The sequence below is a fragment of the Janthinobacterium sp. GW823-FHT06H09 genome (assembly GCF_058794735.1).
In genome coordinates this window covers 199,698-226,099 of the sequence record NZ_JBXAHC010000011.1, presented here as the reverse complement: position 1 = coordinate 226,099, position 26,402 = coordinate 199,698, and the positions used below count along the sequence as shown (strand labels likewise).

Annotated in this window: 22 protein-coding genes; 5 read left to right on the top strand and 17 right to left on the bottom strand. The window is 62.5% G+C overall.

The window, feature by feature from the left end; translation table 11 throughout:
• Positions 1-9: 9 nt before the first annotated feature.
• From AC1Q6X_RS20335 to AC1Q6X_RS20300, 8 genes are all read right to left on the bottom strand, one after another.
• Positions 10-1,221, bottom strand: coding sequence for a tetratricopeptide repeat protein (locus AC1Q6X_RS20335; protein WP_070224541.1), 1,212 nt, complete (start codon positions 1,219-1,221; stop codon positions 10-12).
• 78 nt (positions 1,222-1,299) lie between these two features.
• The gene (locus tag AC1Q6X_RS20330) at positions 1,300-1,731 is read right to left on the bottom strand and encodes an ExbD/TolR family protein (protein WP_176741207.1); all 432 of its coding nucleotides are present in this window, start codon (positions 1,729-1,731) and stop codon (positions 1,300-1,302) included.
• A gap of 105 nt (positions 1,732-1,836) precedes the next feature.
• On the bottom strand, positions 1,837-2,265 hold the full coding sequence (locus AC1Q6X_RS20325) for an ExbD/TolR family protein (protein WP_034754165.1): 429 nt from the start codon (positions 2,263-2,265) through the stop codon (positions 1,837-1,839).
• 5 nt (positions 2,266-2,270) lie between these two features.
• The gene (locus AC1Q6X_RS20320; protein ID WP_166448878.1) at positions 2,271-3,203 is read right to left on the bottom strand and encodes a MotA/TolQ/ExbB proton channel family protein; all 933 of its coding nucleotides are present in this window, start codon (positions 3,201-3,203) and stop codon (positions 2,271-2,273) included.
• An 86-nt stretch (positions 3,204-3,289) separates the two neighbouring features.
• Positions 3,290-3,946: an energy transducer TonB gene (locus tag AC1Q6X_RS20315; RefSeq protein WP_034754161.1), complete on the bottom strand. Its 657-nt coding sequence runs from the start codon at positions 3,944-3,946 to the stop codon at positions 3,290-3,292.
• 539 nt (positions 3,947-4,485) lie between these two features.
• On the bottom strand, positions 4,486-6,087 hold the full coding sequence (locus AC1Q6X_RS20310; protein ID WP_121671175.1) for a SpoVR family protein: 1,602 nt from the start codon (positions 6,085-6,087) through the stop codon (positions 4,486-4,488).
• Complete coding sequence (locus tag AC1Q6X_RS20305; protein ID WP_070289103.1) at positions 6,087-7,355, bottom strand: YeaH/YhbH family protein; 1,269 nt, start codon at positions 7,353-7,355, stop codon at positions 6,087-6,089. The genes AC1Q6X_RS20310 and AC1Q6X_RS20305 overlap by 1 nt, the downstream gene beginning before the upstream one ends.
• Before the next feature lie 72 nt (positions 7,356-7,427).
• Complete coding sequence (locus tag AC1Q6X_RS20300; protein WP_034754154.1) at positions 7,428-9,350, bottom strand: PrkA family serine protein kinase; 1,923 nt, start codon at positions 9,348-9,350, stop codon at positions 7,428-7,430.
• A 570-nt stretch (positions 9,351-9,920) separates the two neighbouring features.
• Between AC1Q6X_RS20300 and AC1Q6X_RS20295 the strand changes: the two genes are divergently transcribed.
• Positions 9,921-10,952 (top strand): adenosine deaminase, encoded by a 1,032-nt coding sequence (locus tag AC1Q6X_RS20295; protein ID WP_070224544.1) that lies wholly within the window; start codon positions 9,921-9,923, stop codon positions 10,950-10,952.
• 36 nt (positions 10,953-10,988) lie between these two features.
• Positions 10,989-13,520 carry an ABC transporter permease gene (locus AC1Q6X_RS20290; RefSeq protein WP_492498243.1) on the top strand — a complete coding sequence of 844 codons (2,532 nt, stop codon included), beginning with the start codon at positions 10,989-10,991 and terminating at the stop codon, positions 13,518-13,520.
• Here AC1Q6X_RS20290 and AC1Q6X_RS20285 read toward each other — a convergent pair.
• Positions 13,517-14,524 carry a response regulator gene (locus tag AC1Q6X_RS20285; protein WP_070312156.1) on the bottom strand — a complete coding sequence of 336 codons (1,008 nt, stop codon included), beginning with the start codon at positions 14,522-14,524 and terminating at the stop codon, positions 13,517-13,519. The genes AC1Q6X_RS20290 and AC1Q6X_RS20285 overlap by 4 nt on opposite strands.
• A gap of 3 nt (positions 14,525-14,527) precedes the next feature.
• Positions 14,528-15,880: a sensor histidine kinase gene (locus tag AC1Q6X_RS20280; RefSeq protein ID WP_492498242.1), complete on the bottom strand. Its 1,353-nt coding sequence runs from the start codon at positions 15,878-15,880 to the stop codon at positions 14,528-14,530.
• Positions 15,881-16,012: 132 nt separating this feature from the next.
• Here AC1Q6X_RS20280 and cqsA point away from each other — a divergent pair, with 132 nt between their 5' ends.
• A complete protein-coding gene (cqsA, locus tag AC1Q6X_RS20275; protein WP_492498241.1) occupies positions 16,013-17,257 on the top strand; it encodes an alpha-hydroxyketone-type quorum-sensing autoinducer synthase in 1,245 nt (414 codons plus the stop codon).
• Between the two features lie 6 nt (positions 17,258-17,263).
• On the opposite strand, the gene AC1Q6X_RS20270 is transcribed toward cqsA, so the two are convergent.
• Genes AC1Q6X_RS20270 through AC1Q6X_RS20260 form a run of 3 tightly spaced genes read right to left on the bottom strand, consistent with a single transcriptional unit; the run spans position 17,264 to position 19,423 of the window.
• Complete coding sequence (locus tag AC1Q6X_RS20270; RefSeq protein ID WP_492498240.1) at positions 17,264-17,731, bottom strand: MarR family winged helix-turn-helix transcriptional regulator; 468 nt, start codon at positions 17,729-17,731, stop codon at positions 17,264-17,266.
• A 57-nt stretch (positions 17,732-17,788) separates the two neighbouring features.
• Positions 17,789-18,136, bottom strand: coding sequence for a GIY-YIG nuclease family protein (locus AC1Q6X_RS20265; protein ID WP_492498239.1), 348 nt, complete (start codon positions 18,134-18,136; stop codon positions 17,789-17,791).
• 12 nt (positions 18,137-18,148) lie between these two features.
• Complete coding sequence (locus tag AC1Q6X_RS20260; RefSeq protein ID WP_492498238.1) at positions 18,149-19,423, bottom strand: MFS transporter; 1,275 nt, start codon at positions 19,421-19,423, stop codon at positions 18,149-18,151.
• Positions 19,424-19,549: 126 nt separating this feature from the next.
• On the opposite strand from AC1Q6X_RS20260, the gene AC1Q6X_RS20255 reads away from it, so the two are divergent.
• Positions 19,550-19,945: a group II truncated hemoglobin gene (locus AC1Q6X_RS20255; RefSeq protein ID WP_230502580.1), complete on the top strand. Its 396-nt coding sequence runs from the start codon at positions 19,550-19,552 to the stop codon at positions 19,943-19,945.
• A gap of 4 nt (positions 19,946-19,949) precedes the next feature.
• Positions 19,950-21,311: a DNA recombination protein RmuC gene (locus AC1Q6X_RS20250; protein ID WP_070224552.1), complete on the top strand. Its 1,362-nt coding sequence runs from the start codon at positions 19,950-19,952 to the stop codon at positions 21,309-21,311.
• A 27-nt stretch (positions 21,312-21,338) separates the two neighbouring features.
• Here the strand turns inward: AC1Q6X_RS20250 and AC1Q6X_RS20245 are convergent, their stop codons facing one another.
• From AC1Q6X_RS20245 to moaA, 4 genes are all read right to left on the bottom strand, one after another.
• Positions 21,339-22,124 (bottom strand): hypothetical protein, encoded by a 786-nt coding sequence (locus AC1Q6X_RS20245; protein ID WP_492498237.1) that lies wholly within the window; start codon positions 22,122-22,124, stop codon positions 21,339-21,341.
• Between the two features lie 57 nt (positions 22,125-22,181).
• A complete protein-coding gene (locus AC1Q6X_RS20240; RefSeq protein ID WP_492498236.1) occupies positions 22,182-23,048 on the bottom strand; it encodes an MHFG family PEP-CTERM protein in 867 nt (288 codons plus the stop codon).
• A gap of 322 nt (positions 23,049-23,370) precedes the next feature.
• Positions 23,371-25,218 (bottom strand): molybdopterin molybdotransferase MoeA, encoded by a 1,848-nt coding sequence (moeA, locus tag AC1Q6X_RS20235; protein ID WP_492498235.1) that lies wholly within the window; start codon positions 25,216-25,218, stop codon positions 23,371-23,373.
• 62 nt (positions 25,219-25,280) lie between these two features.
• Positions 25,281-26,402: a GTP 3',8-cyclase MoaA gene (gene moaA, locus AC1Q6X_RS20230; protein ID WP_070289114.1), complete on the bottom strand. Its 1,122-nt coding sequence runs from the start codon at positions 26,400-26,402 to the stop codon at positions 25,281-25,283.

The window sequence follows — 26,402 nt, the reverse complement described above, 5'->3', positions numbered from 1 at the left end:
GATATTATCTTATTTATTCATCAAGGCCCAGTAGCGGGCCAGGTCAGCCGCGCCATCCGTGCCCTTGACGGCTTTCAGCGCGGTCGATGCATTGGCTTTCTTGCCGGCGTGGATGTAGGCGATGCCCAGGTGCAGCTTGGCTTCTTCCGGATACTTGGCGGTGCCCAGTTTCACGGCGTCATTCATCAAGCCCAGGCCTTTTTCTGCCTGGCCATCGTAGACCAGGGCGAAGCCCAGCTTGCTCAAGCTGTCGGCGTCCTTGTTCTTGACGTATTCCGCTTCCGACTTGGCGGCGTTGGCCTTCAGGTCAGCCTGGGTCTTCAGGGCCAGGTCTTTCAGGCGCTGGTGACGGGCGGCATCGGCGCCGGTGCCCAGCACGCCTTTTTTGTAGCCCTGTTCGATGATGCTCAGCGCTTCGCCAGGATTGCCTGCTTGCAAGGCCAGCTGGCTGATTTCCATGTATTCGGAAGGCTTGGTGAACAGGCCGTTGGCCAGGCGCAGGCGCTGGACGTCCAGGCCAAGGCGTTGCGAGAAGCCGGGTTTGCCCGAGACGCGGTTCAGCAGGTCGGCCCAGTAGCTGGTTTTCGGATAGCTCGACGCCAGTTTTTCCAGGGTCGACACATAGCCGGCCTTGTCGTTCTGCTTCAACTGGATGTTGGCCAGCATTTGCAGGCTCGCTTCCGAGTTGCCGCCGCGCGCTTGCAGTTCTTTCGCCGCTTCGGCGTAGTTGCCGCTGACGTAGTAGGTCTGGATCAGCAGTTCGCGCATCTGTGGATCTTCGCGGTCTTTCAGCGAACGTTTGATCCAGGTGATGGTGTTCGGCCAATCCTTGGCGCGGTAGTACATGCCTGCCAGCGCTTGCGTGAATTTGGGAGCTTCGGCGGCGCTCAGGCGGCCGGAATTGATGACGGCTTCGAAAGCCTTGATGGCGGTGCCGTTGTCGCCGGCGGCGGCAGCGGCAGAGGCGCGCACGCGCTCGATCTGGTAGCTTTCAAAGGCGGTCTTGCCGCCGACGCTGTCAGCTTCGCGCAGCTTGGCCAGCGCTTCCTTGTTTTTGCCGCTGCTAGCGAGTTTTTGCGCTTCTTGCAGTGGCTTGCCCACTTCGGCACGCACGGTGTCCGCGGCGTATGCCAGCGAGCCCAGGCCGATTACGGGAGTTGCTGCGGTAAAACCGATAGCGGCCATGACGAGGCCGAGATGAGCGAGACGAAACTTGGACATAAGAAAGTCTTTCAGTAAAAAGCGAATAGGCAGGAAGTCCTGCCTATTCGGATGTAAAGAGAACCTGATTGCTGCAGCTTACTGGAATTGCTCGTTGCCGACCAGACCGATTTTGGTCACGCCCAGACGCTGCGCCGACGCCATCACACCGGCGACGACTTTGTATTCCACCAGCTTGTTCGGACGCAGATGCACTTCCGGCTGGTCTGCTTGCGCAGCAACGTTGCTCAGCTTGGCTTCCAGCGAAGCGCGGTCAGGAACGACCTGATTGTCCCACAAGATCGTACCGTCAAAATCGACATCGATCGTGACGACCACTGGTTCGGTTGTCGGTGGCGGCGGGGTGCCGACCGGCATGTTCAAGTTCACCGAGTGGTTTTGCTTAGGAATCGTGATGATCAACATGATAATCAGCACCAGCATCACGTCGATGAGGGGCGTCATGTTCAGTTCCATCATTGGTTCCGGATCCGCGCCTGGAGCGCTTCCCGAACCGACATTCATACTCATAGTGTTTCCTTTAAGAAGTCCAACGAAGCACCGGGCGAAACTGCCGCCCGGTCAGCTTCCGGCAGTGGCGCGCCCTTGTTGCCGGGGCGCCGCTGCCAGTTGCTATCAGCCCTTGTCAGGTGGTTCGGTGATGAAGCCGACCTTCTGGATCCCGGCACGTTGGGTCGTGTAAATAACCCGGCCGATCGATTCGTAGCGTGTTTCTTGGTCGCCACGAACGTGTACTTCCGGCTGCGGTACTTTCACTGCTTCAACTTTCAGATAATCGAACAGTTCGCTCGTATCTTTCAGTTTCTTCTGGCCCAGATAAATCTCGCCATCCTTGTTGACAACGATGTTGACGTTTTCTGGCTTGCTTTGAAGGGCTTGGTTGGCCTCGATCGGCAGATCGATTTTCTGCAATTTGAGGACAACCGGACTGGTGATCAAGAAAATGATCAGCAAAACCAACATGATGTCGACGAGCGGCGTCGTGTTGATTTCTGACATTACTTGATCTTCATCTCCGCTGTCGGAGCCGACGGACATCGACATGATTCTTATCCGATCTTTTTAGCGCCGGCAGCACGGCCAGCTTCGCTGGTCGACATTGCGCCGGAGATCAGTACCGAGTGAACGTCGGCGCTGAACGAGCGTACGTCTTCCATTGCGGTTTTGTTACGACGCACCAGCCAGTTGTAACCCAGAACGGCAGGAACGGCGACCAGCAGACCGAAAGCGGTCATGATCAGTGCTTCACCAACTGGACCTGCAACTTTATCGATCGACGCGTTACCGGTCATACCGATGTTGGTCAGCGCGCCATAAATACCCCAAACGGTACCGAACAGACCGATAAACGGTGCGGTCGAACCAACGGTTGCCAGGAACGACAGGCCATCTTGCAGACGCGACTGGACTTTGTCCGAAGCGCGCTGGATCGACATCGTCACCCAGGTCGACAGGTCGATTTGTTCCAGCAGGGCGCCGTCATGGTGAGCCGTTGCCTTGGTGCCCGATTCAGCGATGAAGCGGAATGGCGAGCCTTCGGTCAGGGTTGCCGAACCAGCAGCGATCGAAGGAGCTTTCCAGAATTTGGCAGCGGTTTCTTTCGCTTGCTTGAAGATCTTCATTTGATCCATCAGCTTGGTGATGATGATGTACCAGCTGCCGATCGACATGATGGCCAGGATGATCAGGGTGGCGCGTGGCACGAAGCCGCCGTCCCACACTGCTTGCAGGCCGAACGGGTTGTGGACTTCTTCGGTTTTGGCTGGAGCTGCTGCGTCAGCGGCTGGAGCTGCTGCGTCTGCTGCTGGAGCGGCTGCGTCAGCAGCTGGTGCTGGTGCTGCTGCAGCGTCTGCCGCTGGAGCCGAAGCGGCAGCCGATGCTGGCGCGTCAGCGAATGCCGGAGCTGCTACCAGAGCGGTAGTAGCGGTAACGGACAACAGAACCGCGGCAAAAAATGCGGACAAACGGGTATTCTTAAACATGCTTCCTCCAAAATTAAAAATAACAGATCGCTGAACGTAATGACAACGAAATCATAGTGTGAGACAGGGGATAACTGCCTCGGGTTTTAATCCAGCGACCAAACGTATTGCATTTGCTGCCAGCCTTGTTCCGGCTTGCCGTCAACTGTTGCCGGCTTAAATGTACAGCGGCTAATACCTTGCACTGCGGCTTTGTCCAGGTCTCTGAAGCCGCTGGACTTCACGATCTTCGAATCAGCGACCTTGCCGTCTACACCGATCAGGAACGACAGTGTCACCACACCGGTTTCCTCATTGCGCTGCGACGACTTTGGATAAGCCGGCTTTTCGCAGACACTGAAGTCAACCACGGCCGGCGTACGCACCGATTTGGCTGGTCCAGGAGTTGGCGCAGGCTGTGCAGGCGGTGCTGGCGGTGCCAATACATTCGTGGCTGGCTTCACGGCAGTCGTATTTGCAATCACGTTCTGCTGTGGTGGCGGCTGCTGCACGTTCACCTCGACTGGCGGAATGAATGGCGGCGGTGGCGCTTTCATTTCTGGCGGCGGTGGTGGCGGTGGAAGATCCTTCGGTGGAGGCGGTTTGACTTCCTCGATAATCTTGGTTTCAACCGGTTCCATCATTTTGGTGACCAACCGCTTGCCCAAGCCCGTCACGATCCCGTAAGCCGCGAGAACGTGCAGCAGGACAACGATAGTGATGCCTGTGTAGTTCTTGGGACTTTTCTCGTTCGAAAAATTCATGCCTGCTTTCTCCAAATACCATCTCTTGTCTTGCAACTGAACCCCAAAATGACGACACAAAGCTCCAGCCGTATCCGGGACGTCGCCGAATTATACATACGAATTCTTTATTTTACACAGATTTTTAACGCCTAAAACCGGTTAAATTTTTGGCGCTTTTGCGCCCTGAAAACGTACTTGCTTATGTCATCTTTGCACGCTTTCGGACATAAAAAAAGGCGGTCTTATCGGTTTTTTACAGCCGTTTTGGGCTACCACTGCTAAGTTCTCCGATGTGCCCATCTGGCGGAATTATATTTCGTGATATTCAATATGGAAACCGCTAAATTTGGAGGAAAATCTTTCCTTTTGGAAATGTTTTAGCTCGGAACCAGACCACTTAGCGGCGCGCGCGCACCAAACGGGTGCGGAAGGGACTTTATCAAGGTCAAAAAAGGCGGTCCCGGCGGCCCTTTTGACGCCGCCAGGCCATACGGAATTCCTATGTAGGCATAGGAAACGCTTATATTCTTGCCATTGATTATTATCAATAAATCATTTCATGGCCGGACGGCAGGGTCGTCGCGCCGGTTGCGTTTTTCCCGCCGGCAATTCAAGGTGCCCAGGACGACGCCCTGCGGGTCGACCGTATCGAGGTGGACATCAAAGCCCCACAGCCGCGCCACGTGCTTGAGCACCTCGGCCGCCTGCTGGTTCAGCGGGCGGCGCTGGAACTGCGTGTGGCGCAAGGTCAATGCGCGGTCGTCGCGCGTATTGACGGACCAGACCTGGATGTTCGGCTCGCGGTTGCCCAGGTTGTACTGTTCGGCCAGCTGCTGGCGCACGTAGCGGTAGCCGGCATCGTCGTGGATGGCGGAAATGGCCAGCTTTTCATTCTTGTCGTCGTCGAGGACGGCAAAGAAATGGAATTCGCGGATCAGCCGCGGCGACAAATACTGGGCGATGAAGCTTTCATCCTTGAAATTGCGCATGGCAAAGTCCAGGCTCTTGCGCCAGTCGCTGCCGGCCATGTCGGGGAACCATGCGCGGTCTTCGTCCGTCGGATGCTCGCAGATGCGGCGGATGTCGCTCATCATGGCAAAACCCAGCGCATACGGGTTGATGCCGCTGTAATACGGGCTGTCGATGGGCGGCTGGTAGACCACGTTGGTATGGCTTTTCAGAAATTCCATCATGAAGCCGTCGCCCACCACGCCTTCGTCGTAGAGCTGGTTCAATATCGTGTAATGCCAGAAGGTGGCCCAGCCTTCGTTCATGACCTGGGTTTGCCGCTGCGGATAGAAATACTGGGAAATCTTGCGCACGATGCGCACCATCTCGCGCTGCCACGGTTCCAGCAGCGGCGCGTACTTCTCGATAAAGTACAGCAGGTTTTCCTCGGGTTCGGGCGGAAAGCGGGGAGCGGCCTTGCGCTGGTCGTCCTCGTCGTCGTCCTCGTCGCGCCGGGGCAGGGTGCGCCACAGCTGGTTGATCTGCGACTGCACATAGGCTTCGCGCTCTTTCTGGCGCGCATATTCCTTCGCCATCGACAGTTTCGCCGGGCGCTTGTAGCGGTCCACGCCATAGTTCTGGATGGCGTGGCACGAGTCGAGCAGCAATTCCACGGCATCGACGCCATGGCGCTGTTCGCATTCGGCGATGTAATTCTTGGCAAACACCATATAGTCGATGATGGCGTCCGCATCCGTCCAGGCACGGAACAGGTAATTGCCCTTGAAGAAGGAGTTATGGCCGTAGGCCGCATGCGCGATCACCAGCGACTGCATGGTCAGGCTGTTTTCCTCCATTAAATAGGCGATGCACGGATTGGAGTTGATGACGATCTCGTAGGCCAGGCCCATCTGGCCCCGCTTGTAGCTTTTCTCGGTGGAAAGAAAATGCTTGCCGAACGACCAATGGTTGTAGGAGACGGGCATGCCGACCGAGGTGTAGGCATCCATCATCTGTTCGGCCGTAATGATTTCCAGCTGGTTCGGATAGGTGTCGAGGCCAAACTGTTTCGCTACGCGGCGGATTTCCTCGTGGATTTGCTCGATCAGCTCGAACGTCCATTCCGACTGCTCGGGCAGGGCGTTCGGGTGGCGCAGGCGCACGAACGGTTCGCCCGGAGTATTGCTGGCGCGGTCAAAGGCTGCACTCATCATTTCACCTGTTTCTTGAACAGTTCGCGGAAGACCGGGTAGATATCGGCCGGCGTGACGATCTTTTGCATGGCGAAATGGGCGTGATGGTCGAGCACGCCCGCATATTGCTCCCACAGGTTTTGCTGCGGGCCGTCGGTGATCTCGACATAGGTGTAGTACTGCACCTTGGGCATGATGGTATTGATCAGCAACTGGCGGCACAGCATGGAATCGTTGTCCCAGTTGTCGCCGTCGGACGCCTGCGCGACATAGCTGTTCCATTGCCCGGCGCCATAGCGTTCGTCGATGATGGTGTTGAGCAAGTGCAGCGCGGACGACACGACGGTGCCGCCGGACTCGCGCGAATTGAAGAATTCATGCTCGTCGACCTCCGCCGCCGCCGTATGGTGGCGGATGAAGACCACCTCGATCTTGTCGTAGACGCGCTTGAGGAACAGATATAACAGGATGAAGAAGCGCTTGGCCGTGTCCTTGCGCGATTCGTCCATGGAGCCGGAGACGTCCATGATGCAGAACATGACGGCCTGCGTCATCGGCTTGGGCACCTTGATGCGGTTGCTGTAGCGCAAGTCGAACGGGTCGATGAAGGGAATCGCCAGCAGGCGCGTGTGCAGGTGGTGGATCAGGCGGCGCAGTTCCGTGACGAGCGGGTCGCTGTCGGGCGCGCCTTCGTGCAGCAGGGCCGCCAGGTCTTCCTCGGCCTGCGCCAGCTGCTTGCGGGCGCCGCCGCCGACGGCGATGCGCCGGCCCAGCGCGCCGCGCAGCGAGCGCAGCACGTGGATGTTCGATGGGGTGCCCGACATATTGTAGCCGGCGCGCTGGTTCTTGAATTCCGTGGTGGCCGTCAGCTGGGTTTTCACCATGTGCGGCAATTCCAAGTCTTCGAAGAAATAATTCATGAATTCTTCGCGCGACAATTCGAAGATGAAATCGTCTTCCGTCGTCTCGTCGCTATTGCCCGCCTTGCCCCGCCCGCCGCCACCGCCGCCTTTCGGCCGGGCAATCTGGTCGCCTTTCAGGTATTCCTTGTTGCCGGGATTGACCACTTCCCATACGCCGCCATGCGCGTGGCCAAACGACGGTTCGCCCACGTCCTTGACGGGGATGCTGACCTTCTCGCCATTCTCGACGTCCGTGATCGAGCGCCCCTTGATGGCGCGCCCCACGGCATCCTTGATCTGGCCCTTGTAACGCCGCAGGAAACGCTCGCGGTTGACGGCGGATTTATTCTTGCTTTGCAAGCGCCTGTCGATAAGGTATGTCAAAGGGTGCCTCCTTGCTTCTCGTCTTGCGCGCCCCGCCGGTCGTCAGGCCGGAGCGCGCCTCCGCTGTCCGCGCTAGGATGACTTGCGTACTCGCAAGTACCATTCGCATAACAGGCGTACCTGCTTGGCCGTATAGCCTTTTTCCACCATGCGGGCCACGAAGTCGGCGTGCTTGTTGGCATCGTCGGCACTGGCCTTGGCATTGAAGGAAATTACGGGCAGCAATTCCTCCGTATTCGAAAACATTTTCTTTTCGATCACCGTGCGGAACTTTTCATAACTGGTCCAGGCGGGATTCTTGCCGCCGTTCGAGGCCCGCGCACGCAGCCCGAAGTTGACGATTTCGTTGCGGAAATCCTTCGGATTGGAAATACCCGCCGGCTTCTCGATCTTTTCCAGCTCATTGTTCAGCGATTCGCGATCAAAACTTTCGCCCGTGTCCGGATCGCGGTATTCCTGGTCCTGTATCCAGAAATCGGCGAACGTCACATAGCGGTCGAAGATATTCTGCCCGTATTCCGAATAGCTTTCCAGGTAAGCCGTCTGGATCTCCTTGCCGATGAATTCCACGTAGCGCTGCGCCAGGTGCTCTTTAATATAGGAGAAGTAGCGCTGCTCGAGTTCCGGCGCGAACTGCTCGCGCTCGACCTGCTGTTCCAGTACATATAATAAGTGCACGGGATTGGCGGCCACTTCGGAATTGTCAAAGTTGAACACTTTCGACAGGATCTTGAAGGCAAAGCGCGTCGACAGCCCGTTCATGCCCTCGTCCACGCCCGCGTAATCGACATATTCGTGCATGGACTTGGCTTTCGGGTCCGTATCCTTGAGGTTTTCGCCATCGTAGACGAGCATCTTCGAGAAAATGCTCGAGTTTTCCGGGTCTTTCAGGCGCGACAGGATGGCGAACTGCGCCATCATGCGCAGGGTGCCGGGCGCGCACGGGGCTTTGACCAGCGAGGAATTGGCCACCAGCTTGTCGTAGATCTTGATTTCGTCGGAGACGCGCAGGCAGTACGGCACCTTGACGATATAGATACGGTCAAGAAACGCCTCGTTGTTGCGGTTGTTTTTAAAGGTCTTCCATTCCGACTCGTTCGAGTGCGCGAGGATGATGCCGTCGAACGGTATCGCGCCAAAGCCTTCCGTGCCCTTGTAGTTGCCTTCCTGCGTGGCCGTCAGCAGCGGATGCAGCACCTTGATGGGCGCCTTGAACATTTCCACGAATTCCATCAAGCCCTGGTTGGCCAGGCACAGGCCGCCCGAATAGCTGTAGGCATCGGGGTCGTCCTGCGCATAGTCTTCCAGCTTGCGGATGTCGACCTTGCCCACCAGCGAGGAAATATCCTGGTTGTTTTCGTCGCCCGGCTCCGTTTTCGAGATGGCAATTTGCTTGAGCACGGACGGGTAGCGCTTGACGACGCGGAACTGGTTGATATCGCCATTGTATTCATGCAGGCGTTTCACGGCCCACGGGCTGGGGATGTTGCGCAGGTAGCGGCGCGGGATGCCGTAATCCTCTTCGAGGATGGTGCCGTCCTCTTCCTCGTTGAACAGGCCCAGCGGCGATTCGTTGACGGGCGAGCCTTTCAGGCAATAGAAGGGCACGTGTTCCATCAGCGACTTGAGTTTTTCCGCGATCGACGACTTGCCGCCGCCGACGGGCCCCAGCAAGTACAGGATCTGCTTGCGTTCTTCCAGGCCTTGCGCCGCGTGGCGGAAATACGAGACGACTTGCTCGATGACTTCCTCGGTGCCGTAGAACTCGCGGAAGGCGGGATAGATCTTGATCACCTTGTTGGCGAAGATGCGCGACAGGCGCGTGTCGTTGCGCGTGTCGACCAGCTGCGGCTCGCCGATGGCGGCCAGCATGCGTTCGGGCGCGCTGGCATACGTCAGCTTGTCCTTCTTGCACAGGGCCAGGTACTCGGTGAGCGACATTTCCTCTTCGCGGGTGCGCTCGTAGCGTGCTGCATAGTTATCAAAAATGGTCATGTCAATGTCCTTTAATGTAAACCTGAACTGCCAGTCACCATGGCCGCCCGCCTGGCACTCGCCTGGGCTTGCCGTCTGAACTTTTCCTGTACCTCGTACCGATTTTTATTGTTGTTTCAAGCCCGGCTGTCTTTGCGAGTCCGGATTGCCCGGACCAAAAAACTGGCGCTTGATGCCGTGCGCTGACGTGGCCAGCCGGCTTTTTTTTCACTGTTGATAGCGCTTGTTGCACCTACCATTACCCCATGAAATTTATTATTGCTCTAAAGGATCAGGAAGTCAAAAGATATGTCAGCATATCCTTAATACTTGTTTGTAAATTGTTGATTTAATTGGATAAATCATCAAATTTTCCATCGATTTCAATGAACCTTTTTGTCCCTTTTAAATCATCATACGACAATTCGCCAGCGCGTGCCGGTGCATGCCGTGGCGCTGCCGTTGCCGGCGCCACGGCGGCCGGGCGCCGGTGAGGCCGGCCATCTTGCGCTAAGATGCCTGCATGTCTGATGGCCCTGCGCGCCGCGCGCGCGTGCCAGCATTTTTATCGCCACCCTATAAGGAACACCCATGATGAACCCCCAATTGCGCGCGATCGTCCGCGGCATGCCGAAAGCCGAATTGCATATCCATATCGAAGGCTCGCTGGAGCCAGAACTGATTTTCGCACTGGCCGAGCGCAATGGCGTGCCGCTGGGCTATGAATCTGTGGAACACTTGCGCAGCGCCTATGCTTTTACGGATTTACAGTCTTTTCTCGACATTTATTACGCTGGCGCAAGCGTGCTCTTGAAAGAGCAGGATTTCTATGACATGACGCAAGCCTACCTGCGCCGCGCCGAAGCCGATAACGTCTTGCACACGGAAATCTTCTTCGACCCGCAGACGCACACGGCGCGCGGCGTGCCGATGGCCGACGTGATCAACGGCATCCACCGCGCCTGCCAGGACAGCCCCGTCAGCGCGGCCCTGATCCTGTGCTTCCTGCGCCACCTGAGCGAGGCAGAGGCGTTCGAGACCCTGGAAGACGCGCTGCCGCACCGCGACAAGTTCATCGGCATCGGCCTCGACTCGTCGGAAGTGGGCAATCCGCCCGAGAAATTCTCGCGCGTGTTTGCCCGTTGCCGCGAACTGGGCCTGCACCTGGTGGCCCACGCGGGCGAGGAAGGCCCGCCGGCCTACATCCGCACGGCGCTCGACGACTTGAAAGTCGAACGCATCGACCATGGCGTACGCTGCCTGGAAGACGCGGAACTGACGGCCCGCCTGGCGCGCGAACAGATCGCGCTCACCGTCTGCCCCCTGTCGAACACCAAGCTGCGCGTGTTCGACCAGATGCATGACCATAACCTGGTGCAACTGCTCGACGCCGGTCTGCTGGTGACGGTGAACTCGGACGATCCCGCGTATTTCGGCGGCTACATGAATGACAATTTCGACGCCATCTTCGATGCCTTGCCGCTGGGCCTGTCCCACGCGCAACGCTTGGCGCGCAACGGTTTCATCGCCGCCTTCCTGCCGCAGGCGCAAAAAGACGCGTTTCTTGCCACCGTCGATGCGTATTTCGCGCAGCACGCCGCCGCTCACGGCATCGCGCAATAACGCATCACAACCAACTCGCATAAAGACCCGCCGCCCATGTTCCGCCTCTCCCTGAAAATGACCGGCCGCGACTGGCGCGCCGGGCAACTGCGTTTCCTGCTCGTCGCGCTGATCGTCGCCGTGGCGGCCCTGTCGGCCGTCGGCTTCTTCGTCGACCGCCTGCGCGCGGGCCTGAACCGCGACGCGCACCAGCTGCTGGGGGCCGACCTCGTCATCAGCGCCGACCAGCCCGTCAATGCGGCCTGGCGCGCCGAAGCGCAGAAGCGCGGGTTTATCCTGGCCGACACGGTGACGTTTCCCAGCATGGCGCAGGCGGGCGAGGGCGAGCGATCGCTGTCGCAACTGGCGTCCATCAAGGCCGTCTCGCCCGGCTACCCGCAGCGGGGCAAGCTGAAAATCACGACCAACGCCAGCGAAGCGCAGGATGCCGTGGGCCAGGCGACCAGCCAGGTGCCGGCGCCCGGCACCGCGTGGGTCGATGCGGCTATCCTGTCCAGCCTGAACGCGAAGCTGGGCGACACCCTGACCCTGGGCGACAAGGCATTTACCGTCACGCAACTGATCGCCAGCGAACCGGACCGCGGCGCATCGTTCCTCAATTTCGCCCCGAGAGTGATGCTGCCCTTGAGCGACCTGGCCGCCACGGCGCTGGTGCAGAACGGCTCGCGCGTGTCGTACCGGCTGCTGCTGTCGGCGCCGCCCGCCAAGGCGGCCGAGCTTGCGCAATATCAAACCTCGCTGGAAAGCCAGATCAAGGCGCAGTCCATCAAAGGCGTGCGCATCGAATCGCTGGAATCGGGCAGCCCGCAGATGCAATCGACCCTGGACCGCGCCGACCGTTTTCTGTCGCTCGTCGGCCTGCTGTCGGCCATGCTGGCGGCCGTCGCCGTGGCCATGGCGGCGCGCCGCTTCATGCTGCGCCACCTCGACGCCTGCGCCATGCTGCGCTGCCTGGGCTTGACGCAAAACCAGGTCACGGCCATGTACGTGATCGAATTTTTACTGGTGGGCCTGGTGGGCAGCCTGATCGGCGTGCTGGTCGGCTTCGGCGGCCACCTGGTGCTGCTGGAGCTGTTGGGCAAGCTCGTGCAGAGCGACTTGCCGCCCGTGTCCCTGCTGCCCGCGCTGCAGGGCGTGGCCACCGGCATGCTGCTGTTACTCGGTTTTGCTTTGCCGCCGATTTTGCAGTTGCGCAATGTGCCCCATAACCGGGTGATCCGCCGCGAGCAGGAGCCGCCGCAGGCGCTGGCCCTGGCCACCTACGGCCTCGGCATCGCCGCCTTCGTCGTGCTGCTGTTGTGGCAGGCGGGCGACGTGAAACTGGCCTTGCTGACGGCGGCCGGCTTCCTCGGCGGCTTCGCCCTGTTCGCCCTGGCCGGCTGGCTGGGCATCAAGTCGCTGAAAAGCCTGCGCGGCGCCTTCAATCACCAGGGCTGGCGCTTTGCCGTCACGTCATTGCAGCGCCGCCCGGGCGCCACCGTCATCCAGGTGGTGTCCCTGGCCTTGGGCCTGATGGCCTTGCTGCTGCTGACGGTGGTGCGCGGCGACCTGATGGTGGCCTGGCGCAATGCCACGCCGCCCGATGCGCCGAACCGCTTCATGATCAATATCTTGCCCGAGCAGAAAGACCCGATCGCCGCGCGCCTGGCGCAGGCCGGCGTGGCCAATGCACCGCTGTATCCGATGATACGGGGGCGCCTGGTGGCCGTGAACGGCAACGCCATCACGGAAGCCACGTACGAGGACGACCGCGCCAAGGGCCTGGCCGACCGCGAATTCAATCTGTCGACGATGGCGACCATGCAGGAAGAAAACAAGCTCGTGGCCGGCAAGTGGTTCAGCGACAAGCCCGGCGCGCCGGCGGAAGCGTCGGTGGAAGAGGGCATCGCCAAGACCCTGAAGCTGAAGCTGGGCGACAAGCTGCGCTTCGACATCGCCGGTCAGAGCGTCGAAGCGGCCATTACCAGCTTGCGCAAGCTGGAATGGGGCTCGATGCGCGTCAATTTCTTTGTCATCATCAATCCGGCCGCCATGGCGGACACGCCGCAGACGTGGATCACGGCCTTCCACCTGCCGCCTGCGCAGGCGGACCTGGGCAACGCCCTGCTGCGCGACTATCCGAATTTGACGGTGGTCGACGTGGGCGGCGTGCTCAAACAAATTCAGGGCGTGCTGGACCAGGTGGTGACGGCCGTCGAATTCCTGTTTGCCTTTACCTTGGCCTCGGGCTTGCTGGTGCTGTATGCGGCCTTGATGGGCTCGCAGGATGAGCGCACGCGCGAAGCGGGCCTGCTGCGCGCCCTGGGCGCCACGCGGCGCCAGCTGGCGCAGGCGCAGCTGATCGAGTTTTCCCTCGTCGGCGCGCTGGCCGGCTTGCTGGCCGCATCGGGCGCGGCGGCCATGGGCTGGGCCCTGGCGACGTACCAGTTCAAGTTCGCCTGGAGCTTCGCGCCGGGCGTGTGGGCCTTCGGCCTGCTGGCCGGCGCCCTGTGCGCGATCGCCGGCGGCTGGCTGGGCTTGCGCAATGTCCTGAAACATCCGCCGCTGCAGACCTTAAGGGAAGGCTAAACAATGACGCCGTCGCCCGCGCCTGCGCGCAGAAATTGCGCGTAGGACATCACCGGCTGCCCCAGCTGGTGCGCCGGCACGTCGAACAGGGCCCAGAAATACGTCACGCCGCCCAGGCAGATGGTGGGCGCGGCGCAGTAGCGAAACCAGTTCTCGCCTATCTGCGCCGCGTACATGCCGTCGCTGTTGGCGTCGGAAAAGTAGGGAATCACGCGCATTTCCAGCAGGGCCTGCAGCAATGAATCGGGCGCGTCGCTGTCGCGCGCCATTTCATACTGCGTGTGCAGGCTGCGTTCCGTCTCGATGATCATCAGCTTGGCGTGGCCGTCGCGCGTGAAGAACAGGATGCCGCTGGGATTGGGGAAAATATAAAACTCGACGAAGCCGTGGCGCTGGCACAGCTCGTGCACGACGGCGGCCAGCGCCTCGTCTTGCAGGAAACTGTAGTCGTGCAGCATCAGCAGATCGCGCACGGTTTCCGATTGCTGCAGGAAGAATTCGCGCTGCAGGGCAACGATTTCCTGTTCCAGAATGTCGAGCGCATCGTCGTCGCTCTTCTTGATGTAGCGGTCGATCAAGCCCCGGTTGAAGGCCGTCACGGCCACTTTTTCATCGGCCGCGCCCGTAAATAGAATCTTCTTGCACGGCAAGTCGCGCACGGCCTGGCAGAATTCCAGGCCATTCATCTGCGGCATCGAATAATCGACCACCAGCACGGAAGGCACGGCAAAGCGCTGCGCCTGGCCGCTGATGCGCCAGATGCGTTCGATGTCGAGCGCCACGTTGCACTGGTCGGGCGGCAGGTTTTGCGTGTCGAAATTGACGTGCAGCGGCGTCTCGCCCGGCTGCGTACTCTGGCGCAGCCAGTGCAGCGCGCTGCTCGTGTCGTGGAAAGTCTTGCGCGCCAGGCCGGGATCGAGCTGGAACGCCAGGCTTTTCAGGAAGGAATCGCTGTCGTCGATCAATACGGTCAGGGTCGGATGGGTGTAGACGGGCAGTTGCATGCGTCACCTCGCGCGGTGGATGGATGGAAAACGGTTGTGCGTGGGCACGGGCAGGGGCTGGGGAAATTCCAGCACGAAGATGGCGTAGGCGCCTTCGCGCGCGACGCAGCGGATGCGCGCCTGCCAGGCTTGCATGATTTGCCGGCACAGGGCCAGGCCGATGCCGCTGCCGTTATGCGAGGGATACGAATAGAAGCGGTCGAAGATCAGCGGCAGGCGGCTGGCCGCGATGCCGCAGCCCGTATCGATGAACAGCAGGCGCGGCACGGGATGGGCGCCATCGATGATGATGCGCACTCTTCCCTTGCCGGCGCGGTGGATGCTTTTCAAGGCATTGCGCAGCAGATTCAGCAGGATGACCACGCACAGCTCGGACTGGCCGGGAAACGTGAAATCGGCGCGCACGTCGACCTTGACGATGTCGCGCTGGGCCGTGCTGGTAAACGGGTAGCGGCGCAGCACGGCCGTCACGCTGTCGTGCATGGCCACCGCCTCGTTGGCTTCGAGCTTGCGGTTGACGGCGCTGGCGCTGAGCAGGAACAGATCGATCATGTGGTGCATATGGCGCACTTCGAACTGGATGCGCGCCAGCGCTTCCCCGCTGGCCTCGTCCGGCGGCTGCCCTTGCAGGTTTTGCCGCAGCCCGCGCTGCAGCCCGCGCACGTTTGCCTCGACGCTGACGAGAGGCGTGCGCAATTCGTGCGCCACGCTGCCCAGGCCGGCCGCCAGCCCGGCCAGTTTCTCCTGCGCGCCCACGTTGCGGCCCACCTTGACGACGGACAGCACGGCAATCGTGAACCAGTGCACGGGCAATTGCTGCAAGACGTCGCGGCTGAGCAGGAAGGCGGGATCGCCGGCCACGGCAAACGCCAGGCAAGCCAGCAGGGTGCCGCTCAGGTAGGCCAGCACGGCGATGCGCGTATCGAAGTGAAACAGCACGACCAGCGCCACCAGCAGCGAATGCGCCCACATGCTCGAGGCGTGGTTCATCAGGAACATATATGTAAAGAAAAACGGCAGTTCGAAGGTCAGCCCCAGGAACAGGTAGACGCTGAACCAGGTATTGCTGAAGCGGTCAGGCCATAGCGCGGGCAGGAACAGCAGGGCGGAGATGGTGCGCAGCAGCGGCGATTCGTATTCTTGCGGAAAGAAATAATGCCACAGCGCGTAGTACATGGGCATGCCCAGCGCACCGATGAGCGCCAGGGTGCGCACCTGAGCGCGCCGCACCGGCGTGTGTTCGATGGCGTCGTGGAAATGCAGGAAAGGCTGGAGCAGCTTGCCTTGCCACCGTTTTCCGGAAGGGGACTGCGCATGCATCATGATCAGAGGGGCGTGTTCGTTGAGGCGTGTCAATGCAACATGATCGGCGGGTTCCCTCTGTATCAGCACAATATCGGCACAACTGTTGAGCTGTATCAAACGCTTGCCGGATGACTCGCGCATGTTGGATGCGGTAGTTCCCACCGCAACCAATCAGGAGTTCCTATGATAAACGCTATTTCCCCTCTGCCGTCCCGCGCCATCCATGCCGAGCAACGGATGCCCGCCTTCGTGCGCGCGCGCATGGATGAGCACTATGTCGAGCGCATCGAGAAGCTGCTCGGCGGCGAGCACTTGCATGAATGGCAAGCCGTGCCGGCCAGTGCAATCATGCTGGCAGGCAATGATTACCTGAACATCGCCGGCGAGGCGGCGTTGCTGGCGGCCCAGGCGCGCGTCTTGCAGGGCGGCGGCGCCATGCTGATGTCGTCCGTGTTCCTGCAGGAAGGCAGCCGCCAGCACCGGCTGGAACACAAGCTGGCGGATTTTCTCGGCAGCGAAGCGTGCGTGCTGGCGCAGTCGGGCTGGGCCGCCAACGTGGGCTTGCTGCAAAGCCTGGCCGGACCCGGCATCCCCGTGTACCTCGACATGCAGGCGCATGCGTCGTTGTGGGAAGGCGTGCAATCGGCGCAAGCCGTGCCCGTCGCCTTCCTGCACAACGATGGCGCCCACCTGCAGCGCCAGCTCGACAAGCATGGCCCCGGCATCATCATCGTCGATGCGCTGTACAGCACCAACGGCAGCGTGGCGCCGCTGCTGGACATGGTGGAAATTGCCGAACGCAGCGGCAGCATGCTGATCGTCGACGAGTCGCACTCGCTGGGCACGCACGGCCCGCAGGGCGCAGGATTGGTGGCGGAGCTGGGCCTGGCCGAGCGCGTGCATTTCCGCACGGCGTCATTGGCCAAGGCGTTCGCGGGCCGGGCCGGGCTGATTACCTGTTCGGCCCGTTTCAAGGGCTATTTTTTGTCCGCTTCGCGGCCCGCCATCTTCAGTTCCTGCCTGCTCGAACACGAGCTGGCGTGGTTCGATGCGGCGCTCGACTTCATCCGCGCCGCCGATGGCCGCCGCGCCGCGCTGCACCGCCACAGCGTGCAGCTGCGCCAGGGGCTGATGGATCTCGGCTACAACGTCAGCGACGGCACGGAGCAGATCATCGCGCTGGAAGCGGGCAGCGAACCCGATACCTTGATCCTGCGCAAGGCGCTGGAACGGCACGGCATCTACGGCGCCGTCTTTTGCGCGCCGGCCACACCGAAGAACCGTTCGCTGGTGCGCCTGACCCTGAATGCGGGCTTGCGCGAGGACGAGTGCGCAAGAGTGCTGGCCGCCTGCGCCGCCATCCGCGACGAGACGGGCATGGCGCGCTGGCCCTCGACGCGGCGCCTGCGCAAGCTGGCGCTGGTGTAGCGCGCGTCAGCCGTTCGCGGGCTGGTTGCCGGCGATCGTGCCCAGCAGCATGGACAGGGGCGCCAGCTGGTCCGCGCTGGCATTGCCCAGCAATTCCTGGCCCAGCGCCTGTGCCGTCGTATTCGCGTGCGCCAGCAATGCCAGTCCCGCTTCGGTGATGGCGGCGTAGCCGACGCGCGCATCGCGTGCATCGGCCTGGCGCGCCACCAGGCCAATTTTTTCCAGCGGCATCAGCGAGCGCGTGATGCCGGATGCCGTCAGCGCCAGGCGCTCGGCCAGGTCGATGCGGCGCAGGCGTCCGCCGGGCGCCCGCTGCAAGTGGTACAGCAATTGGTAATCGCTGAAGCTCAGGCCGTGCAGATTGCCCAGGATGCTGTCGAAGCGGCGCACGATGAGCGCCTGGGCGCGCGCCAGGCGCAGGCAAAAGTCCAGCGCGCCGCCGCCGTCCGGCGTCGGGAGAGTGTGATCGGTCATGACATCCTTTTCATTTGCTGCGCAGTGCGTGAGTGCGCAAGTGTAAAGCATGGCCGCTCAATAGCGTGCCTGTCCCTGTTCCAGCAGCTGCGCCTGGTGCAGCGCCAGCAGGGTGTCCAGTTCGGCGTCCGCATCGAAGGCGGGATCGGCGGATTGATCGACGGTGTCGATGATGTCGAAGCGGAAAGCCGCCGCACCGTCGCGCCGCCAGTCCGCCTGCAGGCGGGCGTTGCGGTGCGTACCCAGCGTGAGTTCGAAGCGGTGGCGGTTCAGCGCGCCGGGCGCGTTGCGGCTGCGTTCGAGCAGGGTGCACCCGCTGGGCAGGTGGCGCAGCGCGATGATGCCCAGCGCGGGCGCTTGTTGCCGGTAAGCTGCTTTCAAGGCTGCTTGCTGTGTTTTATCCATGTTGTGATTTCCTTAGGATTGGGTGACGTAATCGGTGCTTGCGATGTGGGCAATATCCGTGAACAGGGCGGCGGCGATGGCGGCGGCCAGCAGCAGAGCGCCGCCGGCGCAGAACAGCTCGCCAACGCTCACGTGGCGCAGCAGCGCACCCGTGGCCGCCGCCGACAGGGGCGCCAGTCCCAGGAAGATGCCCATGAACACAGCCATCGCCCGGCCCAGCATGGCGGGCGCCACGCGCCGCTGTATCCACGTAAAGATGGCCACCTGCACATAGCCGCCCAGCACTCCCGTGACGGCCAGCAGGACCGCGCCGTGCCAGGCCGCGCCGATTTGTCCCAGCGCCATCAACAGGCAAGCCACGATGGCGTCGGCGGCTAGCAGGGTGGCGCCGAAATGGCGGCGCAGCCAGGCGCCGCCCAGGCTGGACGCCAGCATGCCGGCCAGGGTGCCGGCGCCGTGCGCGCCCATCAGCATGCCCAGCGCCGCGGCGCCGTGCAGGCGCTCGCTGGCCAGCACGGGCAAGGCGACTTGCAGCGGACCCATGACGAAGAATGCCACCACGGCCCAGTAGGCATAACAGCTGCGCAGGGGCAAGTCGCGCCACACCATGGCCAGGCCCGCCGCCATGTCGCGCCACATGCCTTGCGGCGCCGCAGCCGCAGCCAGGGGCCGCAGCTTGACTTGGCGCAAGGTCCACGCGGAAAACACAAACGTCAGCGCATCGATGGCGAAGGCGGCGGCCAGCGCCGCCATGGAGGTGTGCTGCCCGTTACCGTGGGCACCCAGCACGAGCGCCGCCAGCAGGGGACCGGCCAGCAAGGACAACTGGCGCGCACCCATCTGCAAGCCATTGGCTTTCTGCAACGTAGGTGCAGGCACGGCTTGCGGCAGGATGGCCGTGCCGGCCGGAATGCCGAAGGCGGACGCGATGCCCAGCGCCAGCGCGGCCGCATACGCGAGCGCCAGGCTGGCCAGGTCCAGCACCAGCAGTCCCGCCAGTGCCAGCAGGATGGCGGCGTTCGCATATTTGCTCAGCAGCAGCACGCGCCGGGGCGAATAACGGTCGGCGATGGTGCCGCCCAGCAAGATGAGCACGGCGCGCGGCGCCCCCATCAGGGCCACGGCGATACCGAGGCTGAGGCTATCGCCCGTCAGGCTCAGCACCAGCCAGGGCAGGGCCAGCATGCTGAACTGGTCGCCCAGCATGGAGACGAGTCCGCCGCCCAGCAGCCAGCGGAAGTTGGTATTGCGCAGCAAATCAGTGTCGGTGGCGGTTGGCATATTCATCTTGTCCCTGTTTTAAAATTGCATGGTAGTTGATGAAAGCTTGATCAGTCAAGTATATTGCCATTTATTGCGGCAGGGAGCGCTGGCGCTGCATGGAGCGCCGATGCTTGCGCTATCATGGCGGCCATGACTGATACCATTGCCCCCACCCTGTACGAGACCATCGGCGGCGCCCCCGTGCTGCGTGAAATGGTCGACCGTTTTTATGACTTGATGGAACTCGAAGCCGAGTTCGCCGGCATCCGCGTCATGCATCCGCCCTCGACGGACGGCTCGCGCGACAAGCTGTATTTCTTCCTCACGGGCTGGATGGGCGGACCGGATTTGTATATCGAGAAATTCGGCCACCCGCGCCTGCGCGCCCGTCACTTGCCCTACGCCATTGGCACCAGCGAGCGCGACCAGTGGCTGCGCGCCATGGCCTGGGCCATGGAAGACACGGGCATCGAAGAATCCTTGCGCGTGCGCCTGATGGAATCGTTCTATCAGACGGCCGACTGGATGCGCAATAAAGCTGACTGATCCCATGAGCCCAATCGAGTTCTACAGCCTGCTGGGCGCCGCCATCGCCGCCATCGTCCTGTTGCTCTTGCTGCTGCTGCGCCCCCGTGGCGCGGCCGGCGATGGCGCCACCACCCTGGCGCTGGTGCAGCAGCACCAGCAGCAAAGTCTGGAACGCATCGACCGGGTCGAGCGCGAAGTGCGGCTGCAATTGCAGGCGTCGGCGCAAGCGACGCGGCAAGACCTAGCGGCTGGCCTGGCGCAATTCCAGGCGGCAACCCTGCAGCAGCTCGACAGCCTGCGCACGCAGATGCAGGCGCAGGGGAAAGTCGGGCGCGAAGAGCAGGCGCAAAGCCTGGCGCGCTTTGCCGAAAGTACCAATCAAACCCTGGCCCAGCTGACGGAATCGAATGCGCAGCGCATGCTGGAAGTGCGCGCCACGCTGGAGAACAAGATCCGCGACTTGCAGGCCGACAATGGCGCGCGGCTGGAAGAAATGCGCAAGACGGTCGACGAGAAACTGCACGCGACGCTGGAAACGCGCCTTTCCGCCTCGTTCCAGCAAGTGTCGGAGCGGCTGGAAAAAGTCCACCAGGGACTCGGCGAAATGCAGCAGCTGGCGCTGGGCGTGGGCGATTTGAAGCGGGTGCTCACCAACGTCAAGACGCGCGGCACCTGGGGCGAAGTGCAGCTGGAAATGCTGCTGGAGCAGGTACTTACTGTCGACCAGTACGCGAAGAACGTGGAAACGTTGCCGGGCAGCGGCGCGCGCGTGGAATTCGCCCTGAAGTTGCCGGGCATGGTCGATGGCGGTCCGCCCGTGTGGATGCCCATCGATGCGAAATTTCCCAAGGAACAGTACGAGCGCCTGGTCGAGGCGGCCGAGCGGGCCGATGCGGACGCCGTGGCCCTGGCCGGCCGCGAACTGGAGCGGGCCGTGCGGGGCGAAGCGAAAACCATCGCCGAGAAATACCTGGCGCCGCCGCTGACGACGGATTTCGCCATCCTCTTCCTGCCTACCGAGGGGCTGTATGCGGAAGTGCTGCGCCGCCCGGGCCTGGCCGACGAATTGCAGCGTGTGCACCGGGTCAGCATTGCCGGGCCATCGACCCTGACGGCCTTGCTCAACAGTCTGCAGATGGGTTTCCGCACCCTGGCGCTGGAAAAGCGCTCGTCCGAGGTGTGGCAAGTGCTGGGCGCCGTCAAGACGGAATTCGGCAAGTTCGGCGACGTGCTGTCGCAAACCCGGCTGACCCTGGAAAAGGCGGCGAAGAATATCGAAAGCGCGGAAGTGCGCAGCCGCCAGATGGCGCGCAAATTGAAATCCGTGGAAGCCTTGCCGGGCGAGGCGGCTGCCTTGCTGCTGGGTAAGGCGGACGGCGAATAGCGCCGCCCTGTTCGCCGCGGCGGCCGGCTAGGCCTGTTGTTCCTCATCCATCTGGCGCTTGACGATGGCAGCGGTGATGCTGCCGGGCGCATCGAGCTCGCGCTGCGCCAGCGTGCGCATGGCGTCATTCGCCAGGCCGGCCAGCAAGGCGGCGCACAGCGCGTCGGCCTCGGCGGCCTGTCCCTGGCCGCGCAGTACGGCAGTGGCGATCCGCACGTCTTTCACCAGATTCATCAACTCCGCCGCCAGGCGCGGTGCCGTGCCCGGCGCAGGAAGCAGGGGCTGGCTGGCGGCCAGAGTATTGACAGTCTCGAGGTGTGCCAGCGGTGCGGGGCAGCGGTAGCGCTCCGCCAGCGCAAAATTGCCCACTTCGACGACGGCCGGCAGCGCTTGCCAGGCGTGCCGGCGCGCCAGTTCCGGGGCGCTGACGTCCAGCCGGGCGAACAGGTCGGCGGTGGAGCGGACATCGCCCAGCGTCTCGTTCATTTCGACGATAAGAGAAAAACGCGATGCGCGCCCGAACGCGTTGCTTGCCGGCGGCACGCTACTGTCGTGGCGTCCGAAAACGTGCTCGCCTGACAGCAGCAGCCGTATTTGCGCGTCACGCTCCACCTGCAGCGCGGTGTACGCCGGCGCGTAGGCCTCGGCCAAAAACTTCCACTCCAGCATGGGGATGAAATAGCTCGACCTTGCCGGATTCACGACTCGTCCGGCGTCGGCGAACAGCTGTTGCAGCAGCGGCAGCGCTTGCGCATGCCGGCCTTCCGCGCGCAGCGCAATGAGACGTGCTAAGCGGCTATCGATATCGGGCATGGCGGTCCTTGTCTGGAATGCATCATAGTAACAAGTCCGCACCCGGCTGGCTACGCATCAGGCGGCATGCTTGCCGGCCCGGCGTTTTCTGGCGGCGAAGGCCGTCAGCGCCAGTCCCGCCAGCAGCATGCCCCAGGTTTGCGGTTCCGGCACGGCCGGCAAGACGGTCGGCACCGTCGGTGGCAAGCTAGGGATGATCACGGTGGGCGGCACGATGATGCTGCTGCCCCGGTCCGGCGGCAGGCCGCCTCCACCCCCGCCGCCGCCGCCCATGCCGGCAGGCGGCGTGATGCCGCCGGCGGTACGCACATAATCGAAGGGCAGGAAAGGAATGCTGGCCACCTCGGGCGGCATGGCGCCGCCCGTGAACGAGCCGCCGCGCAAGGCGTCGGGATTGTCGATCAGGGGCACGCCTGCCGTTTCCGGGGCGGCGGGCGCGGCGGCAACGGGTGCTGCACCGCCGGGAGCGGCACCACCGGGAGCTGCGCCGGCGGCTGGCGGCGCCGACGCGGGCGCCTGCGTGATGCGGCTGACGTTGCGGCAAATCGTCGGCACCAGGATGCACTGGCCCTGCACGCAATACACGAGTCCCCGTTCCTGCATCTGCTCGTTCCAGCCCGCACGCGTGACGTTGCGGCAGACGCGGCCGGGGCCGAAATGCATGTCGCTGATGCGCGCGTTGTAATTGCCCTTGCCGCGGATGGCGTCGCGGCTGATCACCACGATCTCATCGTACTGGCGCGCGCGCATGCGCGCCTTCAATTGTTCGCGCACGGGCTGCGCGATATCCGTATAGCGGTCCACGGCCGCCACCACGTCACCCATGAACGGGTCGACGCCGGGACGGTTCCAGTTGCAGTTGTCCAGCACGTCGGTGCGGGCCACGCCTTTCGCATACGCGGGCAGGGGAGCCAGAGACAACATGCCGAATAGGACTGCCGCACCCAGCATGCAGGTACTCGCCAACCATGGGCCGTGTTTCATTGTTAGTTTCCTCGTGAAAACAATATCAAAATTGAACTTTTGCGTGAGTTCGAATGTTATCACCGAAGAAACTTCAATATCAACTAATAAATAAAATTATTACAATTAGTGTTGTGTTTATTGATTTATTTTGACGAGAAATGATTAATATTTTTATCTCGGCGGGCGCAGGTGTGCCGCGCAGGAGCAAATTGATTGCGAAGGGGAAATGCAAACGGCCCGCGCAGGGCGGGCCGTCAAGGAGAGGGGGAGGGGCAGTTGCTTACATCAGGCCATGGAACAGCACAATATCGACGAGGTCGCCTGCCGCCACGTGGCCTTGCGCCTCATGCAGCACGATCATGCAATTGGCTTGCGTCATCGAGCGCAGGATGCCCGAGCCTTGCGCGCCCGTCACACGCACGTGCTGGCGCCCGTCCGCGCCGCGCTCGACGATGCCGCGCTGGTATTCCGTGCGGCCCCGTTTCTTGCGGATCGGTGCCTGCGCCGCCACCTGCAGCAGGGGCAGGCTGGCCGTGTCCGCGTCGGCGCCCATCAGGCGCAGCAGGGTGGGGCGGGCGAGGAAATAAAACGCCGCCATCACGGCCACCGGGTTGCCGGGCAGGCCCAGCAGCAAGGCCGTGTCGCCCTCGCTGGCAATCCGGCCAAAGGCCATGGGGCGGCCCGGGCGCATGTTGATTTGCCAGAAAGCCACGTCGCCGAGGCGGGCCAGGATCTCGCGCGTAAAATCGGCCGCGCCGCTGGACACGCCGCCCGAGGTGATGATGACGTCGGCCTTGGCGCAGGCGCCGCGCAGGGCCGCTTCCAGCGCCTGCGGATTGTCCTTGACGATGCCCATGTCGAGCACCTCGCAGCCGAGGCGGGTCAGCATGCCCAGCAGGGTGTAGCGGTTGCTGTCGTAGATGCAGCCCGCATCGAGCGGCTCGCCGATCGAGCGCAATTCGTCGCCCGTGGAAAAGAAGGCCACGCGCAGGCGGCGGCGCACGGGGACGGTGGCGATGCCCAGCGAGGCCAGCAGGCCCAGTTCGGCCGGTCCGAGTATCTTGCCTTGCAGCAAGGCCGGCTGGCCCTGCATCAAGTCTTCGCCCCTGAAGCGGCGGTTGTCGCCGGGGCGGATGCAGTCCGGCGCCAGCGTGATGCTGGTTTCATTGGCTTGCAGCACCAGTTCCTGCGGCACCACGCTGTCGCAGCCGTCGGGCATGACGGCGCCCGTCATGATGCGCGCGCATTGGCCGCGCCCCACTTTGACCGTGCCGGGACGGCCCGCCAGGATGGTGTCGACCACGGCCAAAGTCACTGGCGTGTCGCCGCCCAGGTCGGCACCATGCAGCGCATAGCCATCCATGGCGGAATTGTCGTGCGCGGGCACGCTGATGGGCGAGATGATGTCGGCCGCCAGCATGCGCTCGAACGCCTGCGGCAGCGGCAATTCCTCGATCCCGGCCACGGGCGCGACGGTGTCGGCCAGGATGGCTTGCGCCATCGGCACGCTCAAGCCCCGCGCCTGCAAGGCGGCCAGCTCGTCCGGGGTATTGATGTTGCCGAACGCGGCGCCATCCTCGAACAGCACTTCGGCCAGCTTCAAGGGGCCGTGCCAGGTGCGCATGCGGCGTTCGCCGCCGCGCAGGTAGGCATCGAGCTGGGGCAGGGCGGCAGTCTTGACAAGACAGAAGACGGGGTGCGGCCGGCGCACGGCCGATCCCGTCGCCGGATCGGTTTCCTCGGTGACGGCGATGGCCAGGTCGGCATCGTTTTCGACCAGGCCGGCGGCCAGGCGCGCGGCCAGGTCGGGCGGCAGCAGGGGTGAATCGCACGGCACGGTGAGCAGGTAGGGCGTGCCGGCGTGCCGCATGCCGCTGTGTAAACCTGCCAGCGGACCCAGCTGGCCCGGCAGCGCGTCCGGCCACACGGGCAGGCCGAAGCGCGCGTAATCGCCGGCATCGGCATGGACGCTGACGGCCAGCTGGCCCACTTGCGGCGCCAGGCGCTGCAGCACGTGGCGCGCCAGGGGCTGGCCATGCAGGGGCAGCATGCCCTTGTCGCGCTGGCCCATGCGCGTGCCCAGGCCGCCGGCCAGGATCAGGCCGGTAATGTCGTGTTTGTTGATCATGTCAGGTAGGAAAATGGGTGCATGCGCCATGGTAGCAGCGGCGGGCGCGCGCCGCGCCCGATTCAGCCGCCGATGTACGACATTTCCACTTTCTTTTTACCGTGCTCAAGCGCGCCGCCCGTCAGATCCGTCTGGCTGGTGCGCAATTGCGAATAGCGGTCGGCGCGGCCGCGCCACAGCTGCGCCACGGCCGAGGAAATTTCCGCGTCACTGTGGCCGCCGCGCAGCAGGCTGCGCAAGTCGTGGCCGCTGCTGGCGAACAGACACGTGTACAGCTTGCCTTCGGTCGAAAGGCGGGCGCGGCTGCAGTCGGCGCAGAACGCTTGCGTGACGCTGGAAATGAGGCCGATTTCGCCGCCGCCATCGGCGTAGCGCCAGCGCGCCGCCGTCTCGCCCGTGTAGTTCGGGTCGATGGGCAGCAAGGGCATGTGTTCGCCGATACGGCGCACCACCTCGGCCGACGGGATGACTTCCTGCAAGTTCCAGCCGTTCGAGGCGCCCACGTCCATGTATTCGATGAAGCGCAAGATGTAGGGCGTGCCCTTGAAGTGGCGCGCCATGGGCACGATTTCCTGCTCGTTCATGCCGGCCTTGACGACCATGTTGATCTTGATCGGTCCCAGGCCCGCCGCATGCGCGGCAGCTATGCCTTGCAGCACGTCGGCCACGGCGAAATCGACGTCGTTCATGCGCTTGAAGGTGGCGTCGTCGAGCGAATCGAGCGACACGGTGACGCGGTTCAGGCCCGCATCCTTCAAGGCTTGCGCCTTTCTGGCCAGCAAGGAACCGTTGGTCGTCAAGGTCAGGTCCAGCGGCTGGCCCGACGGCGTGCGCAGTGCGGCCAGCATGGCGATGAGCTTTTCGATATTCTTGCGCAGCAGCGGCTCGCCGCCCGTCAGGCGGATCTTTTCCACGCCGTGCGCGACGAACAGGCGCGCGATGCGCGTGATTTCCTCGAACGACAGCAAATCCGTGTGCGGCAGATACACGTGGTTCTTGTCGAACACGTCCTTGGGCATGCAGTACACGCAACGGAAATTGCAGCGGTCGGTGATCGAGATGCGCAAGTCGTGCAGGGGCCGGCCCAGTTGATCGTTCAGCAGGCCTGTTGGCGCTTCCAGGGCGGCCGGGATGGCCGGAGCGGCCCGTCGCCGCTCCGTCATCATGATGATTTTTTCTGACAT